At 41.0% G+C, this 20,528-nt stretch carries 18 protein-coding genes; 14 read left to right on the forward strand and 4 right to left on the reverse strand.

The window, feature by feature from the left end:
- Nucleotides 1–31: 31 nt before the first annotated feature.
- Nucleotides 32–1,558 (reverse strand): MASE1 domain-containing sensor histidine kinase, encoded by a 1,527-nt coding sequence (locus tag M998_RS17450; RefSeq protein WP_068445279.1) that lies wholly within the window; start codon nucleotides 1,556–1,558, stop codon nucleotides 32–34.
- A gap of 5 nt (nucleotides 1,559–1,563) precedes the next feature.
- Nucleotides 1,564–2,190, reverse strand: a complete 627-nt coding sequence (locus tag M998_RS17455) for a response regulator transcription factor (RefSeq protein ID WP_068445277.1) — start codon at nucleotides 2,188–2,190, stop codon at nucleotides 1,564–1,566.
- Between the two features lie 1,185 nt (nucleotides 2,191–3,375).
- On the opposite strand from M998_RS17455, the gene M998_RS17460 reads away from it, so the two are divergent.
- From M998_RS17460 to glnB, 5 genes are read left to right on the forward strand one after another with little or no spacing between them, the layout of a single operon-like run.
- Nucleotides 3,376–4,815: a sensor histidine kinase gene (locus M998_RS17460; protein WP_068910058.1), complete on the forward strand. Its 1,440-nt coding sequence runs from the start codon at nucleotides 3,376–3,378 to the stop codon at nucleotides 4,813–4,815.
- Between the two features lie 2 nt (nucleotides 4,816–4,817).
- The gene (gene qseG, locus M998_RS17465; protein ID WP_082913045.1) at nucleotides 4,818–5,645 is read left to right on the forward strand and encodes a two-component system QseEF-associated lipoprotein QseG; all 828 of its coding nucleotides are present in this window, start codon (nucleotides 4,818–4,820) and stop codon (nucleotides 5,643–5,645) included.
- Nucleotides 5,632–6,972 (forward strand): two-component system response regulator GlrR, encoded by a 1,341-nt coding sequence (gene glrR / locus M998_RS17470; protein WP_068445273.1) that lies wholly within the window; start codon nucleotides 5,632–5,634, stop codon nucleotides 6,970–6,972. Before qseG ends, glrR begins: the two co-directional genes overlap by 14 nt.
- 50 nt (nucleotides 6,973–7,022) lie before the next feature.
- On the forward strand, nucleotides 7,023–8,645 hold the full coding sequence (locus M998_RS17475; protein WP_068910062.1) for an NAD+ synthase: 1,623 nt from the start codon (nucleotides 7,023–7,025) through the stop codon (nucleotides 8,643–8,645).
- A gap of 12 nt (nucleotides 8,646–8,657) precedes the next feature.
- Nucleotides 8,658–8,996, forward strand: a complete 339-nt coding sequence (gene glnB / locus M998_RS17480) for a nitrogen regulatory protein P-II (protein ID WP_068445269.1) — start codon at nucleotides 8,658–8,660, stop codon at nucleotides 8,994–8,996.
- Nucleotides 8,997–9,207: 211 nt separating this feature from the next.
- Here glnB and hmpA read toward each other — a convergent pair whose 3' ends face one another.
- The gene (gene hmpA, locus M998_RS17485; protein ID WP_068910066.1) at nucleotides 9,208–10,407 is read right to left on the reverse strand and encodes an NO-inducible flavohemoprotein; all 1,200 of its coding nucleotides are present in this window, start codon (nucleotides 10,405–10,407) and stop codon (nucleotides 9,208–9,210) included.
- Between the two features lie 466 nt (nucleotides 10,408–10,873).
- Between hmpA and glyA the strand changes: the two genes are divergently transcribed.
- Both glyA and M998_RS17495 read left to right on the forward strand, forming a co-directional pair.
- Nucleotides 10,874–12,127 carry a serine hydroxymethyltransferase gene (gene glyA / locus M998_RS17490; protein WP_068445265.1) on the forward strand — a complete coding sequence of 418 codons (1,254 nt, stop codon included), beginning with the start codon at nucleotides 10,874–10,876 and terminating at the stop codon, nucleotides 12,125–12,127.
- 79 nt (nucleotides 12,128–12,206) lie between these two features.
- Entirely contained in the window at nucleotides 12,207–13,358 is a 1,152-nt protein-coding gene (locus tag M998_RS17495) for a 3-phenylpropionate MFS transporter (protein ID WP_068910068.1), read from the forward strand.
- A 142-nt stretch (nucleotides 13,359–13,500) separates the two neighbouring features.
- Here the strand turns inward: M998_RS17495 and suhB are convergent, their stop codons facing one another.
- Nucleotides 13,501–14,304 (reverse strand): inositol-1-monophosphatase, encoded by an 804-nt coding sequence (gene suhB, locus M998_RS17500; RefSeq protein WP_068445261.1) that lies wholly within the window; start codon nucleotides 14,302–14,304, stop codon nucleotides 13,501–13,503.
- A 125-nt stretch (nucleotides 14,305–14,429) separates the two neighbouring features.
- Between suhB and trmJ the strand changes: the two genes are divergently transcribed.
- The 7 genes from trmJ to hscA all read left to right on the forward strand — a co-directional run bounded on the left by trmJ (nucleotide 14,430) and on the right by hscA (nucleotide 20,527).
- Nucleotides 14,430–15,161 carry a tRNA (cytosine(32)/uridine(32)-2'-O)-methyltransferase TrmJ gene (gene trmJ / locus M998_RS17505; RefSeq protein ID WP_068445259.1) on the forward strand — a complete coding sequence of 244 codons (732 nt, stop codon included), beginning with the start codon at nucleotides 14,430–14,432 and terminating at the stop codon, nucleotides 15,159–15,161.
- Between the two features lie 119 nt (nucleotides 15,162–15,280).
- Entirely contained in the window at nucleotides 15,281–15,778 is a 498-nt protein-coding gene (iscR, locus tag M998_RS17510; protein WP_068445257.1) for a Fe-S cluster assembly transcriptional regulator IscR, read from the forward strand.
- Between the two features lie 156 nt (nucleotides 15,779–15,934).
- Nucleotides 15,935–17,149 carry an IscS subfamily cysteine desulfurase gene (locus M998_RS17515; protein WP_068910069.1) on the forward strand — a complete coding sequence of 405 codons (1,215 nt, stop codon included), beginning with the start codon at nucleotides 15,935–15,937 and terminating at the stop codon, nucleotides 17,147–17,149.
- A gap of 24 nt (nucleotides 17,150–17,173) precedes the next feature.
- Entirely contained in the window at nucleotides 17,174–17,560 is a 387-nt protein-coding gene (gene iscU / locus M998_RS17520; RefSeq protein ID WP_004264914.1) for a Fe-S cluster assembly scaffold IscU, read from the forward strand.
- A gap of 153 nt (nucleotides 17,561–17,713) precedes the next feature.
- A complete protein-coding gene (iscA, locus tag M998_RS17525) occupies nucleotides 17,714–18,037 on the forward strand; it encodes an iron-sulfur cluster assembly protein IscA (protein ID WP_068445253.1) in 324 nt (107 codons plus the stop codon).
- A 108-nt stretch (nucleotides 18,038–18,145) separates the two neighbouring features.
- On the forward strand, nucleotides 18,146–18,667 hold the full coding sequence (hscB, locus tag M998_RS17530) for a co-chaperone HscB (RefSeq protein ID WP_068910071.1): 522 nt from the start codon (nucleotides 18,146–18,148) through the stop codon (nucleotides 18,665–18,667).
- 9 nt (nucleotides 18,668–18,676) lie between these two features.
- On the forward strand, nucleotides 18,677–20,527 hold the full coding sequence (gene hscA / locus M998_RS17535; RefSeq protein WP_068910072.1) for a Fe-S protein assembly chaperone HscA: 1,851 nt from the start codon (nucleotides 18,677–18,679) through the stop codon (nucleotides 20,525–20,527).
- The last annotated feature ends 1 nt before the right edge of the window (nucleotide 20,528 follow it).

The following is a 20,528-nucleotide window of genomic DNA, read 5'->3' on the forward strand; positions in this document are numbered from 1 at the left end:
GGAATAATTCCTAGTTTTACAATGTTTAATCTTAAAATGTGGGCAAGTTAACAATTATTTTTGTTCCGCCTTGTGTTGTTAAGGTCCAGTCCCCGCCGAGTGCTCGGATACGTTCCTCTATTCCTCGTAAACCAAAACCACTTGTCCGTTTACTGAAAGGGATACCTACACCATTATCATTAACAATAAGCTGTATCGAGTCACCTTGTTGGTGTAGTGATATTTGAATTGTTGTTGCCTTAGCATGCTTACTAATATTATTTAATAATTCCTGAACAAGCCGGTAAAGCGTGAACAGTACAGTTTCATTTTCTGGCGTTTCATATAAGCCATAATGGAAATGACATTGAATATTATTTTCATCAAATGAAAATTCAGAAATCAAATGTGTTAGCGCCTTTTCAAGTGACATCTCATCGAGTACCGGGGGACGCAATTGACGCAGAAGTTGGCGTGTTGATTGATGGATCTGTTGGGCGAGTTCGTTGATTTGGCTAGCCGCTTGATGCGTCAATGAATCGGGGGCGGTCTTTTTGACTAACATTGACTGAATTTGAATGGCAGTAATATTTTGGCCAATTTCATCATGTAATTCGCGTGCAATGGCTTTTTTGATATCTTCTTCGGTATGGACTAATTGACGCATCAAATCTCGTCGAGCTGTCAATTCTTGTTCTAAACGTTGTCTGTAACGCTGCAAATTATTGGCCAGCTGTTTTTGTCGACTAATTGCAATACCTAGGCCGATACCAATCAAGGCTTGGGTACTTAAAAACATCTCTAGTTCTTGTAAATCAGCGAAAGCGCCATGAAATTGGCGTGCAAAGGTAATAATTAAGCTGCCGAGTAATGCGGATAATACGCCACCTTGCCAGCCATAGCGGTAAGCCATAAAGACATTAGGAATAAAGACTAATAGAACAATCAACCGTTCAATTTCTGGGGCAAAAAAAACTTGAACACTGAGCCCGACAACACAAAATAGAAAGCACCAAACTATCAATGAGGTACGTAGTTGTTTATCCGGAGTACCGTAGTCGAGTAACATTTGATAATGCTGCTCATGTAGGTATTCATAAATAAGGTAAACAAAGGGTGATAATAATATTCCACCGGTAAATGCCGTTAGGAAGAGTTGGCTGATTGAATAATTAGATAACCAAGCAAATAGAAGTGCATGTAGAACACTATTTGCAGCAACACCTGCTAGTAGCAATAATAGTCTCTGCCAATATAAGGTATAGCGCCACCAAATATTTTGAATAAAAAAGGCAACACAGAGGCTCACTATTGGGGATAGCAATAAAAGAGGTTGAGATGATAACTGCTCTTGTGCCAACCAAAAATTTAATATCCCTTCACAAAGCAGTAAAGTTGGCCAATAGCGCCGCCAGAGAATAATCATTAAGGCCAGACGCAGACCTTGGGGTAAAAATAGTGTTGCCTGAAAACTATTTTGACTTAAATAAAAGCCAATAATCCACAGCCCAATCCATATCAACGAATAGGTTAATAAAAGAAAGAGTGATTGCAGCAGTAGACGGGTGCTTTTATTCATCAATACTACCTTGAAATAAGGTTGTGCTCTAAGGCATAATGAACCAGGTCAATGGTATTTTCACATTGTAATTTACTCAGCACATTAGCGCGGTGTACATGTACTGTTTTATGGCTAAGGATTAATTGCTCTGCAATTACTTTTACACTTAAACCTGCTACCAATAAATTAAATACTTCCCGCTCCCTTGGCGTCAGCTCTTGCATGCCTTGCTTTTGTTGCGGGGCGTGTCGCAAGGCACGCATAGCATCAGAACATAAATAACAACCGCCTTGATGAACGGAACGGACGGCCTGAACTAACTCTTCTGGGCCACAGCGTTTGGTTAAATAAGCGCTTGCGCCTGCATCTAAAGCACTTTGCACGAATGCTGTGGTGTCATAAATACTTAAAATGATGGTACGAAAGTCAGGTTTTACTTGTCGTAAACGGGTTAAAAGTTGGAGGCCATTTTCATCAGGCATCGAAATGTCCATGATTGCGACATCGATATCATGGCTGATCAAATTTGGCCAAGCCTCTTGGGCATTAGCGTATTGGCCAACAATACGAATATCAGGCTCAAGCGTAAGAAGTTGAGCAAATCCTGAACGTACCACTATGTGATCGTCAATAAGCGCTATTTTTATCATTATAACTTCTATGTTGGGTGAATAAGGTGTTGAGAAATCTTATAGCAAGATAGAGGCGGATAAGCTAGAAGCATCATTGAGAATTCTGATGTGTATCCTGAAGGGTTAGAGAAAAAGCGTTAAATTTTCACTAGAACCTAATAAATAATTATTAATAATAAAATAATTTATTGGGGGATGATTGCTTATTATCGAAATAAATTTAAATTGTTTTTATAAAACAGTTTGTTATGTATTTTTTTGTTCGGAGGTAACGCGGACTTTTTAGAGTAACATTAAGGCTGTCTAAAATCAGCGACAAACCGCCATATCGAGTGTCGCCAAAAGGTGACATTTATCCCATTGATAAATATAGCTTTTAAATATACGGTAAATAGGTGTCTTAAATAAGAGACATTCTGCAAGGACATGATGATAGATCGGATAGGTAAAATGTCGGTAGCGTTTGGTGTTAATAAATAAAGTCTTTATTATTATGATGTTAAAAAATAATTTGTAAAGTTGGCACGGGTTGTGCATAATAATACTCAGTTGCTCATTCAATTTATTATGTAGGTCCAAAAATAGTTGGGTACATACCACATAAAGCAAGAATGATGCCAAAGTAAGGTGCCTACCGTCCAACAGCACAGATACTCGCCTTCGGGCCTTATCAAACACAGGGCGACACGTTGAGTGAGGCACCACCTATATGATTATCTTTATCGAAAAGACATAATCATATAAACCTAGTCATAAATAGATAAATTTAATGACTAGGCAAATGTTAAGAAGTCAATCATCGCTGGCGGGATAAGGGGAGTACCTTTATCTCGCCTTCCTCTTTCTTATATCCGTCATATTTTGAGCCGTAGCGTTGTTAGCTGCACTCAGCTATCCTAGTCACATACTTGTGTATGTTCCTAGGAATTAAATGTTGGTTCGTTTTGATACCGTGTATTGATAAAACACGATAAACTATAAAAATTCCCTTCTAGTGTAATGCGTCTTTTAATGATTAAAAGTTTCCATTTACTATATTTCCCTGAAATTACTCATCTTTTATATAAATAGTTGGCATGCTGATTGCTATCTTATAAAGGTGCCGTTAATCCGATTTTAACGCATATGAATATAGAACGATCATTCAGCTTTCCGCTATAGAGTGAGTTCTGCTACCATTAAAATACGTTTAATAGGCATGAGATGAATGCATTGAGAAAATGGCGGTTTTTCCCACGCTCCTTGCGGCAACTTGTTGTAATGGCATTTTTGCTGGTTTTGTTACCGCTGTTGGTATTGGCATATCAGGCTTACCAAAGTTTGGAACAACTGAGTAACCAAGCAGCGAACATCAATAAAACCACGCTTCTTGATGCCAGACGTAGCGAGGTTATGAGTAGCCTTGCCCTCGAAATGGAACGAAGTTATCGGCAATATTGTGTTTTGCAAGATGAGGCACTCAAAAGTCAATATAAAAAGCAATTTGTAGATTACGAGCAAATGTTTGAACGGCAAAAAACAATTTTACCCACAAAATCGGACACGACAGTGTTAACCCAAACGCTTGAACAGCTTAAAGTCGTTAATTGTGAAAATAATGAGCCGACACTGCAAGTTATGTCAGCCCTTGAGCAATTCTCATCAGCAAATTCACATTTAGTTCAAGAAACGCGGGATGTCATTTTTAGTCGTGGGGAACAATTGCAAAAAGCCATTGCCAATAAAGGGCAGCTATTTGGTTGGCAAAGTTTGATCCTGTTCCTATTGAGTGCATTGCTCGTTACGCTTTTTACTCGCATGATTATTGGCCCGGTGAAAGTCATTGAAAGAATGATTAATCGTCTTGGTACAGGCGGAACGCTTGCGACTAATATTGAGCGTTTTAAAGGACCAAGAGAACTCAGAACGATAGCACAACGTATTATTTGGCTCAGTGAACGGCTCGCCTGGCTTGAGTCTCAGCGTCATGAATTTTTACGTCACATTTCTCATGAATTAAAAACCCCATTAGCCAGTATGCGGGAAGGCACCGAACTGCTTGCAGATGAAGTGGCAGGACCATTAACCAGCTCACAAAGAGAAGTGGTTGAGATACTCGATCACAGCAGTAAGCATCTTCAGCAACTTATTGAGCAGTTACTTGATTATAATCGTAAGCTGGTAGATGAGCCGCCGGAAGCTCAGGATGTTGATTTGAAAAAATTAATTGAAGATATTGTTAATGCTCATAATTTACCCGCTCGAGCTAAAAATATTAAAACGGATATCCGTTTAAAAGAAGAAAATTGCCTAGCGGAGCCAACTTTACTTGGAAGAGTTATTGATAATATCTACTCCAATGCGGTGCACTATGGTGGCGAATCAGGTAATATTTGGATCTCTAGTCGTAGAACAGGCAACAAACTGCTTATTGAAGTGGCAAATACAGGTACTCCCATTCCTGAATCCGAGCAAAGTATGATTTTTGAACCTTTTTATCAGGGCTCTTTACAAAGAAAGGGCGCGGTTAAAGGGAGTGGATTAGGGTTAAGCATCGCACAAGATTGCATTAAGCAAATGGGCGGTGAATTATCATTGGTACCTAATAAATTGGCGGATGTCTGTTTTAGAATTGAACTGCCTCTAACTGCAGAGAACGAATAACAATGCTAATTAGGTCTACAAATTATTCGGCAATGCTGCGTTTTAGAGCGCTGCCTAAGAGAAATAAAGGGTTAAATCGCCATGCTGTCTCACTACGTCCGGTGTGTACAGCGATAAACTTTGGGGTCATTTTATTTTCCCTTATCTTAACAGGATGTGTTACAAAAAACGGGCAATCTCCTCTAGAAACATTAGCGCAAGTGGTTGTTCCTGAAGTTAAAGTTACAGATTATCGTTATACTTCATGCGATGCTATTTGGGGAAATGAACAACCTAATTCAAGGGATAATGCACTGTTTTGGTTACGTATGATGGACTGTGCTGATAGAGTTGATACCTCAAAGGCTCGAACTGATGCGAGCCAAATTGAAGTGGATAATTGGTCAAGTGCATTTCAGCAAAATATTTTGTTGAACTCTGCTGATCCATCCATTTCTGAGCGCCGTAAAATGCTTGATAGTATTAATACTTATAGCTTGAGCTTCCCAACCGCAGTCCGTCCATTGCTACAATTATGGCGAGAACAGCAGGTACAGATTATCAATCTTGCTGATGCGAATGCTCGCTATAAGCGCTTACAGCAAGAAACGGATACAAAATTTGATCGTTTAAAAGAAGAAAATGCAAAGCTGAGCTTTGAATTGGACGCAACTTCTCGCAAATTAGAAAATCTGACCGATATTGAGCGTCAGCTTTCATCACGCAAAAAAAGCACTAACGAAACAGAAAAAGAAGTCGAAAATTCAGTGGATGGTGAAAAGCCAGCAGAAGTGACGAGTGAGCAAACTGAACCCAATAAAGTGGAGAAAGAGCCTAATGACAAACCGTAAATCAGCGAATTTGCTGTTGGTTGATGATGATCCTAGCTTACTGAAATTACTGGGTATGCGCCTTAGTAGTGAAGGCTTTAAAGTCGTGACCGCTGAAAGTGGACCTGAAGCATTAAAAATTCTACAAAAAGAAAAAACTGATTTAGTTATTAGTGATTTACGCATGGATGAAATGGATGGGATGGCGCTGTTTGATGAAATTCAAAAAGTACACCCAAATTTACCCGTCATCATCTTGACTGCCCATGGCTCAATACCTGATGCCGTCGCTGCAACTCAGCGCGGCGTGTTTAGCTTTCTCACGAAACCTGTTGATAAAGATGCGCTTTATAAAGCCATTGATGAAGCTTTAGCCTTATCTTCAACACCGATGAAAGATGAGGAATGGAGTACAGGGATCGTCACCCGTAGCCCATTAATGCTGCGTTTGTTAGAGCAAGCTTATATGGTGTCACAATCTGATGTGAGCGTTTTAATTAATGGGCAAAGTGGTACAGGTAAAGAAGTTTTAGCTCAAGCAATACATAAAGCCAGCCCGCGAGCACGAAAACCTTTTATTGCAATTAACTGTGGTGCATTACCTGAGCAACTACTTGAATCAGAACTTTTTGGTCATGCAAAAGGGGCATTTACAGGCGCTGTAAGCAGTCGTGAAGGGTTATTTTTCGCGGCAAGTGGTGGAACTTTATTTTTAGATGAAATCGGGGATATGCCGATGCCATTACAGGTAAAGTTATTGCGTGTTTTACAAGAGCGAAAAGTTCGACCACTAGGCAGTAATCGCGATTTAGACATTGATGTACGTATTCTTTCTGCTACCCATCGCAACTTACCAAAAGCGATGGAGAAAAATGAATTTAGGGAAGACCTTTACTACAGATTAAATGTAGTGAACTTACGCATTCCAGCACTCAATGAAAGAGCGGAAGATATTCCTTTACTCGCGAATCATTTATTACGTGAATCTGCCGCACGACATAAGCCTTTTGTACGCAGTTTTTCGAGTGATGCAATGAAGTGCCTTATGACCGCAACTTGGCCCGGAAATGTTCGTCAACTGGTTAACGTTATTGAGCAATGCGTTGCCCTTACAACATCGCCAGTAATAAGCGAAGCACTAGTGAGTCAAGCTTTACAAGGCGAAAATACCGCATTACCAACCTTTGTTGAAGCTCGCAATCAATTCGAATTAAATTATTTGCGTAAATTGTTGCAGATGACGAAAGGCAATGTCACTCAAGCGGCTAGAATGGCAGGGCGAAATCGTACTGAGTTTTATAAATTACTTGGGCGTCATGATTTAGAAGCAAATGATTTTAAAGAATAATTTCAAGAATTACCTTTACCCTAAAAATGCGCCGGGAGAAGAAACATTTTATGAGCCGTAAGCTTAATATTTCACTTGCTCAATTAAATTGGCTAGTTGGTGACATTGAAGGCAACTGCGATCGCATGTTGCAAGTTGTCAGTGAACAAGCAGAAAACACCGATATTGTCATGTTTTCAGAGCTGGCTCTGACAGGTTATCCGCCGGAAGACTTAATTTTTCGTGGCGATTTTGAAACACGCTGTTTAGTGCAATTAGAACGATTACAACAAGCAAGCGAACAAACCGCTATTATTGTGGGTCATCCTTGGTATGAGGATGAGCAAATCTACAATGCGTTATCATTTTTCTATCAAGGTAAATTGCTGGCTCGTTACTTTAAGCAAGAGCTACCAAATTATGGTGTATTTGATGAGCCGCGTTACTTTAGCGCCGCTGAAGATACCTGTGTTGTTGATTTCAAAGGCTATCGTTTAGGTTTGTTGATTTGTGAAGATATTTGGTACGACGAGCCTGTTGATGCGGTTAAGGGAGCGGGTGCTGAGCTTTTATTAACCATAAATGCGTCACCGTTTGATATCAATAAAGAGCATATCCGCGCTGACTTGCTAGTTGACCATTGTCAGCGAACAGGCTTACCGATCGTCTATTTAAACCAAGTTGGCGGGCAAGATGAACTGGTTTTTGATGGTGCATCTAAAGTTTTAGCTAATAAAGGCAAACAAATTTTTCAATTAGCTGAATTCAAGGAAGAGGTAGTAACCGTTCAATTTAATGACCTTAATCTTTCCGTTGATGGTAAAAGTACCCCTGAAAGCTCCCCTGTGGCACAGGTTTATCAAGCCCTCGTGATGGCAACCCGTGATTACATAAATAAAAATGGATTCAATGGGGCGATTTTGGGGTTGTCAGGTGGCATTGATTCAGGGTTAACCGTCGCGATTGCGGTTGATGCCATCGGTAAAGAGCGTGTACAAGCGGTTATGATGCCATTTAGATATACACTTGAAATGAGTGTTCATGATGCAAGAGAACAAGCCGAACTGCTCGGTGTTGAGTTTGATATTGTTTCCATTGAGCCTATGTTTGATGCTTTTATGTCGCAGCTTGAGCCGCTGTTTGTGGGAACACAAGTAGATACCACGGAAGAAAACTTACAAGCGCGTTGCCGTGCTGTTATATTGATGGCAATGTCAAATAAACGTCGCCGTATCGTTCTAACGACGAGTAACAAAAGTGAATCCGCAGTAGGCTACTCTACCTTATATGGTGATATGGCGGGTGGTTTCGATGTGTTAAAAGATGTACCCAAAACGTTAGTCTTTAAGCTAGCAAATTATCGTAATACAATCTCGCCAGCGATCCCACAGCGGGTGATTGATAGGCCGCCATCCGCAGAGTTAGCGCCAGGGCAGTTAGATCAAGATAGCTTACCGCCTTATGATATTTTAGATAAATTGTTAGAAGGTTATGTAGAAAAAGATTTATCCGTCACTGACCTTATTAAGCTCGGCTTTGATAAAGAAATCGTGCGCAAAGTTGTCCGTCTAGTTGATATTAACGAATATAAGCGTCGTCAGGCTCCTGTTGGACCAAGGATCACCATGCGTAATTTCGGTAAAGATCGCCGTTATCCGATCACCTCGGGTTTTGGCCGTAAAAGCTGGTCATAACAGGAACTATTTATGAAAAAAATTGATGCAATTATAAAGCCATTTAAACTTGATGATGTGCGTGAAGCGCTAGCTGAAGTGGGTATCACTGGGATGACTGTTACGGAAGTAAAAGGTTTCGGCCGTCAGAAAGGGCACACTGAGCTTTATCGCGGTGCAGAATATATGGTCGATTTTTTACCCAAAGTAAAAATTGAAGTTGTGGTGCCTGACGACATTGTTGAAAATTGCGTGGAAACCATCATGCAAACTGCACAAACAGGCAAAATTGGTGATGGTAAAATTTTTGTGTACGACGTAGCTCGTGTTATTCGTATTCGTACAGGCGAGCAAGACGAAGAAGCGATCTAATTTGTTGAAGAAAAAGCGGTAACGGTAATACTTGATATTATTCAATTTGTTAGAGCTAAGGTTCCAGCAGATTGAATAAAGAAAGTACCAATACACAGGAATGGGATTGTTGCGTATTTTTATGCGAACCCGTTACCGCAAAATAATTAATTTCATTATAGCCCGTCATACTTTTTGATTGTAAGGTATGACGGAAAGTCACAATGAAACGTTAGTTTAACGATAAAACTTTGTGTGGCCCAAAGCACTCATAGTGAATGTTATCAGGGGTGATACCCATCTCAATCAGCTGCTTTCCAACATGCTGCATAAAGCCAACAGGTCCACAAAAATAGAATTGCATATTCGGCAGTGCTATCCAGTCTTTGACTCGTGATAAGTCCATAAATCCACTGTATTGATAATCAAATCCAGCTTTATCATTTTCTCTTGGCTGATTGAACCAAATTGCAGAATGTCCCTTTTTTTGGTTTGCCATTAATTTACTGATTTCGTGATGAAATGCGTGTACTGCGCCGTTTTCAGCCGCATGTAGCCAATTGACTTGAGCTTGATGTGCTTGTTCAGTTAAATGATTAAGCATACTGAGCATGGGTGTTAAGCCAACACCAGCTGAAATCAATGTAACCGGGGTTTGAGGATCAACATCAATAAAAAAGTCACCGCAAGGTGGCGCTAAATGAACAACATCACCTTCATTTAAGTTTTGATGTAAGAAGCGAGAAACGGCACCTTGATCTTCTCGTTTTACTGCAATTCGGTAGCTTTTTCCATTTGGCGAGGTAGTTAATGAGTATTGGCGAATTTCTTGGTTATCGAAACCATCATGGTTGATATAAATAGTGAGGTACTGCCCTGGGCGATAGTCAGCAACGGGCTTACCATCAACAGGAACAAATTCAAAGCTGGTAATTACATCACTTTGTTGTTGTTTACAACTGACATGAAATTCGCGTAAACCTTCCCAACCTCCCACTTTAACTGCATTTTCGCGGTAAATATCTTCTTCACGCGCAATAAAAATATTTGCCAGCACACCATACGCTTTACCCCAAGCATCTAATGCTTCTTGTCCCGGGTTTAATAGCTCATCAATAGCACCCAATAAATTTTCACCAACAATGGGGTAATGCTCTGGTTTGATATTTAAACTGACATGCTTTTGTGCGATTTTTTCAACGGCGGCTATTAAAGCTTCTGGGGTTTCAATATTGACAGCATAAGCACAAATAGCATTAAACAAAGCTTCACGCTGATCACCATTCATTTGGTTTGTCATATTGAAGATATCTTTTAATTCAGGATGCTGCTTGAACATTCTGTCATAAAAGTGAGCGGTAAGTTTTGGACCTGTCGCAGCGATAGCGGGGATAGTGGATTTAACAATAGCAATAGTTTGAGTGTCTAGCATGCAGGTGCTCCTGAATTATTTTCATGTTTCCCAATTATGCTTTGACGTGAATATCACTTTGCTATTCGAATGACATACTTCTGTATTTTCATTTAGATAGCGTTGTATGTTATTCACGAAAAATAACATTTTTATGGGAGTAACAGGGTTTATTTAAAAACATGTATTTTAAATACAACTTATAATAATTAAGGTTACTTGTAAATAGTTCAACAAATAAAATAGTGGCTAAATAGATGTGTAATGTGAAGGGGCTAGCAAATCTAGATGTTCATCCGTCTAAAATTCAAATATAGATTATTTTATAGTAAAGCTCTTTATCACTTTTTAAGTGAAAAAAATTAATGCAATCGTTTGCGTCCATTTCATCTTTAGGGCTATCTCAAGAGTGAAAAAGAGTTTACACTGTATGTTATTGCGATGAATTTATTGTCAACATATTGAATTGCTGAGGCAGGAGAAGCGGATGTTAAAGCGTGAAATGAATATTGCAGACTATGATCCACAACTATGGCAAGCCATGGAGCAAGAAGTACAACGTCAAGAAGAGCACATTGAATTAATTGCTTCCGAAAACTACACCAGTCCACGTGTTATGCAGGCTCAAGGTTCTCAGCTAACCAATAAATATGCAGAAGGCTACCCGGGCAAGCGTTATTACGGTGGCTGTGAATACGTTGATGTTGTTGAACAATTAGCGATTGATCGTGCCAAAGAGCTGTTTGGCGCTGATTATGCAAACGTACAACCGCATTCAGGTTCGCAAGCTAACGCCGCTGTTTATATGGCACTGCTACAACCCGGTGATACTGTGTTAGGTATGAACTTAGCTCAGGGCGGCCACTTAACCCACGGTTCACCCGTCAACTTCTCCGGTAAACTGTACAATATCGTCCCTTACGGTATTGATGAAAGTGGTAAAATTGACTACGAAGACATTAAAATACAAGCTGAAAAACACCAACCAAAAATGATTATTGGTGGTTTCTCTGCTTATTCTGGTCTAGTTGATTGGGCTAAAATGCGTGAAATTGCCGACAGTGTTGGCGCATATCTATTTGTTGATATGGCTCACGTGGCCGGTCTGATTGCTGCAGATGTTTACCCAAACCCAGTTCCACATGCTCACGTTGTGACAACAACAACCCATAAAACTTTAGCAGGCCCACGTGGTGGTTTAATCCTTGCTAAAGGTGGCGATGAAGAGCTGTATAAAAAGATTAACTCTGCGGTATTCCCAGGTTCACAAGGCGGCCCTTTAATGCATGTTATTGCAGGTAAAGCGGTTGCACTAAAAGAAGCAATGGAACCAGAGTTTAAAGTTTACCAGCAAAAAGTCGCTAAAAATGCGAAAGCTATGGTGGAAATTTTCCAACAACGCGGCTACAAAGTGGTTTCTAATGGTACTGAAAATCACCTATTCCTAGTGGACTTAGTTGATAAAGATATTACAGGTAAAGATGCAGATGCCGCTCTTGGCCGTGCTAATATCACCGTTAATAAAAATAGTGTACCGAATGATCCTAAGAGCCCGTTTGTTACTTCAGGTGTTCGTATTGGTTCACCGGCTATTACGCGCCGTGGCTTCACCGAAGCTGATGCACGTGAGCTAGCAGGTTGGATGTGTGATATCCTAGATAACCTCAATGATGAAGCGACCATTGAGCGCGTTAAACAAAAAGTATTAGCAATTTGCAAAAAATACCCAGTCTACGCATAATTTAGTTTAAACAGTTTCTTAAACCCGCTTCTACACTTTGTATGAGCGGGTTTTTTGCTTTCAAAATAAGGGAGGAGTGATGGTTATTCCATCAACGCGTTGGCTAGCTATTGATTATTTTACCTATTTTTTTGCCTACAGTATTTTCTTACCTTTTTGGTCAGTGTGGCTACAGGGAGAGGGTATTGATGCAGAAATGATTGGTGTTTTACTGGGTGTAGGGTTGGCCGCTCGTTTTCTTGGCGCGATGTTTATTACGCCTTTAGTTAAAGAACCCTCGACATTAATTACAGCGCTAAGAATATTAGCCGCACTGTCTTTACTTTTTTCTGTCGGTTTTGCCTTTGGATCGCATTGGGCATGGCTATTATTTGTGATGATAGGCTTTAACCTATTTTTTGCCCCAATGGTTCCTTTGGGGGATTCACTTGCTGGAACATGGCAAAAGCAATTTACTTTTGATTACGGAAAAATTCGCGTTTGGGGCTCCATCGCCTTTATTATCGGCTCGTCATTGATGGGGTATCTGGCTGGCGTTTGGGGGCATAAAGCCATCATGATGGCGCTGATTATCAGTTGCTTAGCGATGCTACTTGCGGCGATGTTAAAGCCTGCAATCATGCCATCGGGAGCTGCAAAAATCGAAGGCACATCCAAAATTACTTTTAAACAACTGGTCGCCGATAAAAACGTGGTCAGATTTTTGGTTTGTGTCACGTTATTACAAGGGGCTCATGCGGCTTACTATGGCTTTGCTTCATTATTTTGGAAAGAAGCAGGTTATTCTGACTTAGTTATTGGTAATTTATGGTCATTGGGTGTTGTGGCGGAAGTGATCGTTTTTATGCTAAGCCATCGTTTATTCCGTCGTTGGAGTGCGCGTAATTTACTCTTACTTTCCGCATTTTGTGGAATAATCCGTTGGGGGTTGATGGGCGCCTTTACAACATTACCGATACTGGTTGTTGTGCAAATATTGCATAGTGGCACATTTACCGTTTGCCATCTCGCTGCAATGCGGTTTATTAGTGCTCGAAAAGAAAATGAAATCATTCCATTGCAGGGCGTTTACTCTGCATTGGCAACCGGAGGTGGGTTGGCGATTATTACGATCATTGTTGGTTATATCTACGAGCGAGCACCTGCAAATCATGGGGTCGTATTTTATTTAATGGCGTTATTAGCTGTCCCTGCCTTGTTTATTCGGCCTAAAGTGACAGCACAGGCGTGATAGATGCACAACAACATTGACTATTTTCTGAGAGTAAAGGAAGTAGAGGAATAAGACGGTGGTGCTTTATCTTGTCAGTAGCCTTTAACAACAGGGCTACTGACAAATTGTTTAAATTAAATCTAAACAATAGAGACTTAAATTAACGCTTTAATGCTTCAGACAAGTCATCACGCATGGTTGCAAGAATATCTTTAACCACGCGAGGGTTACCTGCAACTAGGTTACCAGAAGCTAGATAGTTATGATTACCAACGAAGTCAGTGACAATCGCACCAGACTCACGAGCAATCAGCTCACCGCCTAAGAAATCCCAAGGTTTTAAGCCAATTTCATAGTAAGCATCAACACGGCCAGCGGCAACGTAACATAAATCCAAAGCTGCGGATCCTGTACGGCGGAAATCTGCGCATTCAACAAACAGTTTGCTCATGATATTCATGTATGCAGTTGCGTGTTGTTTTTGTTTGAAAGGAAAACCCGTGGCGATGATCGTTCCTTCAATGTTTTTTGCATCTGCAACACGCAACCGGAAGCCGTTAAGTTGAGCGCCTTGACCACGTGTAGCTGTAAATAATTCATTACGCATTGGGTCATAAACGACAGCGACTTCTGTACGGCCTTTAAGGCGTACAGCGATAGAGACAGCAAAATGAGGGAGGCGTCTTATGAAATTGGTGGTGCCATCCAGTGGATCTATTACCCATTGAATATCGTCATCTTTACCGAGTAATTCACCACTTTCTTCTGTGATGATAGTGTGGTCTGGGTAAGATTTACGAATGACTTCAATAATTAATCGCTCTGATTCTCGGTCAATGTTGGTAACAAAATCGTTGGTACCTTTTTTAGTTACTTCAATGTTTTGAGGCGTTTCATAGTGTTTAGCTATGAGATTACCGGCCTTACGTGCGGCACGTATGGCGATGTTAAGCATCGGATGCATGGGCTTTTTCCACTGGAATGTTAAAGAACGAAAAACTAGAGTGCGCGGATTATATAGATGTTCGTCACAATAAGCAATTTTGTGTTAAACTATCGCGATAATTTTTTCATCATAATGTGTAAACCATGCTAGATAATATTCGTATCGTTCTTGTTGAAACCTCACACACTGGCAATATGGGCTCTACTGCCCGAGCTATGAAAACCATGGGGCTTTCAAATCTGTATTTAGTTAATCCGCTAGTTCAACCAGATTCTCACTCAATTGCACTTTCTGCCGGCGCCAGTGATGTTATCGGCAATGCGACGATTGTTAATACCCTCGATGAAGCCTTAGAGGGTTGTAAATTAGTTATCGGAACAAGTGCTCGCTCCCGTACATTATCGTGGCCAATGGTTGAGCCGAGAGAGTGTGGTGTCAAAGCGGTTAATCAAGCCAAAGAATCACCCGTGGCTATTGTTTTTGGTCGCGAACGAGTGGGGCTGACCAATGAAGAATTACAAAAATGCCAATATCACCTTTATATTCCTACCAATCCTGAATATGGCTCATTAAACTTAGCAATGGCTGTGCAATTAGCTAGCTACGAAATCCGTATGGCTTATTTAGCGATGGATGAAAAAAATGCCGTGTTATCAGAAGTTGATGAGGTAGAATATCCACCATCTGAAGATGTTGAACGTTTCTATGTACATTTGGAAAGCGTATTAAATGAGTCAGGCTTCATTCGTAAAGCGCATCCAGGTTTGATCATGAGCAAATTACGTCGCTTATTTACCCGTGCTCATATAGAAACCCAAGAGTTACATATCCTGCGGGGTATCTTAACATCAATGGAAAAATGGGCGAAAAAGTGAGGTTAAATCCAAGGTAAAAACCCGTGAATAATACTTGAGTAAATTAGTCAGGTAAATAGTTGACTAAATTAGTCGGGAATGACACAATTAGCACATATTTTACCATGGAGTATTACGTTATGAGACTCACTTCCAAAGGGCGTTATGCAGTAACTGCGATGTTAGATGTTGCGTTACACTCTCAGACAGGTCCAGTACCTTTAGCTGACATTTCTGAACGTCAGGGGATTTCCCTCTCTTATCTTGAGCAACTGTTCTCTCGTTTACGCAAAAATGAGCTCGTTTCTAGTGTTCGTGGCCCCGGTGGCGGCTATCTACTAGGTCGAGGTCCAGACCAAATTTTTGTTGCTGAAGTAATTGCTGCGGTTGATGAATCAGTCGATGCAACGCGTTGTCAAGGCAATAAAGAAGGTTGCCAAAATGGCGATCGCTGCTTAACACATGCATTGTGGCGTGATTTGAGTGATAGAATTTCTGATTTTCTTAGTAGTATCAGCCTTGATGAGCTGGTTAAAAATCAAGAAGTGATGGTTGTCGCTGACAGACAAGATAATGAAAAGCGTAAAACTGTGCCAAATGGTATTTCGCCAGAATCAATTATCAATGTACGTGCTTGATTAAGCAAAATTTATTTAGATTTAAGCTTTATAAAATATTAAAAAATTGCAGTTGATACAGGAAATGGTGAGAAATTGCACTAACAGACAAATTCCACCATTTGTATCTTTAAAAATTAAAGGCAAAGATGTCTTGTCCTTTGGAGTATGTGAGCAATGAAATTACCAATTTATCTTGATTATTCAGCGACAACGCCGGTTGATCCTCGCGTAGCTGAAAAAATGATGCAATGCCTAACGATGGATGGGGTTTTTGGTAACCCAGCTTCTCGTTCCCACCGTTTCGGTTGGCAAGCAGAAGAAGCCGTTGATATTGCACGTAACCAGATCGCAGAATTAGTAAATGCTGATCCACGTGAAATCGTATTTACATCAGGGGCAACGGAATCTGATAACTTAGCGATTAAAGGTGCGGCTAATTTCTATAAAAAGAAAGGCAACCACATTATTACGTGTAAAACAGAACATAAAGCGGTTCTTGATACTTGTCGCCAATTAGAGCGCGAAGGTTTTGAAGTGACATATTTGGCACCTCAAAGCAACGGTATCATTGATATGAAAGAGCTAGAAGCCGCAATGCGTGAAGAAACAATCCTCGTTTCTATTATGCATGTGAATAATGAAATCGGTGTTGTTCAGGATATTGAAGCGATTGGCGAATTATGTCGCAGCCGCGGAATTATTTTCCACGTTGATGCAACACAAAGTGTGGGCAAACTACCTATTGATTTACCTTCATTAAAAGTTGACCTCATGTCATTTTCTGCACATAAATTGTATGGCCCTATGGGTATCGGTGCTTTGTATGTGCGCCGTAAGCCTCGTATTCGCATTGAAGCACAGCAACACGGTGGCGGCCATGAGCGCGGTATGCGTTCAGGAACATTACCTGTTCACCAGATCGTCGGCATGGGTGAAGCTTATCGTATCGCAAAAGTGGAAATGGCTGAAGAATCTGAACGTTTACGTGGGTTACGTTTGCGTTTATGGAATGGCATTAAAGATATCGAAGAAGTTTACCTCAATGGTGATTTAGAAAACGGTGCGCCGCATATTCTGAACGTCAGCTTCAACTATGTTGAAGGTGAATCATTGATGATGTCACTAAAAGATTTGGCGGTATCTTCAGGCTCTGCTTGTACTTCTGCCAGCCTAGAACCTTCTTATGTACTTCGTGCTTTAGGGATGAACGATGAGCTAGCACACAGCTCAATCCGCTTTTCTTTGGGTCGTTTTACCACCGAAGAAGAAATTGACTATGCAATCAAAATGATTCATGGCGCAATTGGCCATTTACGCGAACTGTCTCCTTTATGGGATATGTTCAAAGAAGGCGTAGATCTTAACAGCATCGAATGGTCTCACCATTAATCAGACGGTTTCAGGAGTTTAAAAATGGCTTACAGTGAAAAAGTTATCGATCATTATGAAAATCCACGCAACGTGGGCTCATTTGACAACAGTGACCCAAGTGTCGGTAGTGGAATGGTAGGCGCGCCTGCTTGTGGTGATGTCATGAAGTTACAGATTAAAGTAAATGATGACGGTATTATCGAAGATGCGCGTTTTAAAACGTATGGCTGCGGCTCAGCAATTGCATCAAGCTCGCTGGTTACTGAGTGGATGAAAGGCAAAAGCTTAGACGAAGCTGAATCAATCAAAAATACAGCCATTGCAGAAGAGTTAGAGTTGCCACCAGTGAAAATTCACTGTTCAATTTTAGCGGAAGATGCAATTAAAGCTGCTATTGCAGATTATAAAAGCAAACGCCAAAGCAAATAATGCTTTAATACCGGTTTGCAAGGGTTGCTAGCGTCGATACGATAAAAAATAAAAATACGCAACTTTGTAACTGATAGGTATAGTTTTAATTTGAAGGCGGATGCTACTAAATCAATAGCATCTGCCTTACTTGTTTTTAATGTGAGGTTCGCAATGTCTATTTCTCTTACAGAAAGTGCAGCGCAACGTATTCAATCTTTTTTACACAATCGTGGCAAAGGTGAAGGCTTGCGTTTGGGTGTAAGAACTTCGGGTTGTTCTGGTATGGCTTATGTTCTTGAGTTTGCCGATATCATCAATGAAGAAGACACAGTTTTCGAAGATAAAGGTGTAAAAGTTATCGTCGATGGTAAAAGTATTGTTTATCTTGACGGTACTGAGTTGGATTTTGTCAAAGAAGGCTTAAACGAAGGGTTTAAATTTAATAACCCTAACGTTGATAGTGAATGCGGATGTGGTGAAAGTTTTCACGTATAATCTCTTCTTATCAAAATAATTTCCAATCAATACACCTACGTAGATTAATCGTCGCTAATAGGTTAATCAGTAGGGGTATAGGTAACCGGTTCGAGAAACTGAGCACTTATGGATTACTTTACTCTTTTTGGGTTAACGCCCACATATGCGATTGATAACGAACAGCTAACACTTCGCTATCAGGATTTACAGCGTCAGTACCATCCCGATCGTTTTGCTACCTGTTCAGAGCAGGAAAAATTGCAAACACTTCAACATGCTGCGACCATCAATGCAGCCTATCAAGCTCTTCGTCATCCGCTTAAACGTGCCGAATATATGCTGTTGCGCCAAGGTATCGACATTAATAATGAGCAACACACAATGCATGATACGGTATTTTTGATGGAGCAATTAGAGTTGCGTGAGGAGCTTGATAATATCGAAAATAGCCCAGAAGCGCTCGATCGCCTGACTGTATTTATGAAAAATGTCAAACAGATGCAGCAGACACGCAGTGCCTTGATGGTCACTCAGCTTGATGCCATGCAATGGGAGCAAGCGGCAGATACAGTGCGTAAATTGCGTTTTCTCGACAAGTTACAGCAACAGGCTGGGCAGATCGAAGAACAGTTACTGGACGATTTTTAAGAGAAAACGATTATGCTATTACAAATCAGTGAACCTGGAATGACCGCTGCGCCACATCAACGTAAATTAGCCGCGGGTATTGACCTTGGAACGACTCACTCTTTAATCGCCACAGTACGAAGTGGTGAAGCCGCAGTATTGCCTGATAACCATGGCCGCTATTTACTGCCTTCAATTGTTAATTATCAAGTAGACAGCAAACAAATTGGTTGGGAAGCTAAACAATTAGCAGAGCAAGATCCAGTAAATACAGTGATCTCAGTGAAAAGAATGATGGGGCGTTCGCTCGCCGATATTCAAAAACGCTACCCAGAATTGCCTTATGATTTCACTGAGAGTGAAAATGGTTTGCCATTTATTCAAACCGCTGCAGGTCAAGTCGATCCCATTCAAGTTTCATCTGACATATTAAAAACATTAGCAAAAAGAGCAGAAGAAACCTTGGGTGGTGTGATGGACGGTGTGGTGATCACTGTACCGGCCTATTTTGATGATGCTCAGCGTCAAGGTACTAAAGACGCAGCGCGTTTAGCGGGGTTACATGTACTTCGTTTACTGAATGAACCAACAGCAGCGGCGATTGCTTATGGTCTCGATTCAGGGCAAGAAGGGGTTATTGCCGTATACGATTTAGGCGGTGGGACATTTGATGTTTCTATCCTACGTTTAAGCCGTGGTGTGTTTGAAGTTCTTGCTACGGGGGGCGATACGGCTCTCGGCGGAGATGATTTTGACCAAGTCTTAGCCCAGTGGATTGCCGAGCAAGCGAGTTTATCAATAAAAGGTAATCATCAGCTTAATCGCCAATTATTGAATATGGCTACCGAAGCAAAAATTACCCTGAGTGAGTCCTGCCAAGCTTCAATTTCATTGCCAAATTGGCAAGGGGAAATAACCCGTGAACAATTTGAATCTTTGATTGAAACACATATCAAACGTACATTGATGGCATGTCGCCGCGCATTGAAAGATGCAGAAGTCGAAGCTGAAGACGTTCTAAATGTGGTGATGGTGGGCGGGTCGACTCGCGTGCCATTAGTCAGAGAAAAAGTGGGTGAATTTTTTGGTCGAGCACCACTCACCTCGATCGATCCAGACAAAGTAGTCGCTATCGGCGCCGCTATCCAAGCGGATATTTTAGTGGGTAATAAACCGGATAGTGACATGCTGCTATTGGATGTGATCCCACTGTCTCTTGGGTTAGAAACCATGGGGGGGTTAGTTGAAAAAGTTATCCCTCGCAATACCACCATTCCTGTTGCACGAGCCCAAGAATTTACCACATTTAAAGACGGGCAAACGGCTATGAGCGTCCACGTTGTACAAGGTGAACGTGAAATGGTATCGGATTGCCGCTCGCTGGCGCGTTTTACCTTACGTGATATTCCGGCAATGGCTGCCGGCGGGGCACATATTCGTGTCACATTCCAAGTTGATGCTGATGGGTTATTGAGTGTCAGTGCAATGGAAAAATCGACTGGCGTAGAAGCCTCGATTCAAGTTAAGCCATCTTATGGTCTGACTGATACTGAAATTTCAACCATGATTAAAGATTCAATGACTAATGCGCAAGATGACTTAAATGCGCGCCGCCTTGCGGAGCAAAAAGTTGAAGCGGCGAGAGTGCTTGAAAGTTTGACCAGTGCATTAGAGCAAGATGCACATTTACTGACGCCTACAGAAGCGTCAGAAATCGATAATGCAGTCGAAGTATTAATTAAAGCGGTTGAAGGTATTGACTCAATCGCAATTGAAAATGCCATTAAACAACTGGATAAGCAATCGCAGGAGTTTGCTGCGCGTCGAATGGATTCCTCTATTCGCCAAGCGTTGTCAGGCCATTCTGTGGATGAGATATAAT

Origin of the sequence: Providencia heimbachae ATCC 35613, assembly GCF_001655055.1 — a bacterium.
Taxonomy (GTDB): Bacteria; Pseudomonadota; Gammaproteobacteria; order Enterobacterales; family Enterobacteriaceae; genus Providencia; species Providencia heimbachae.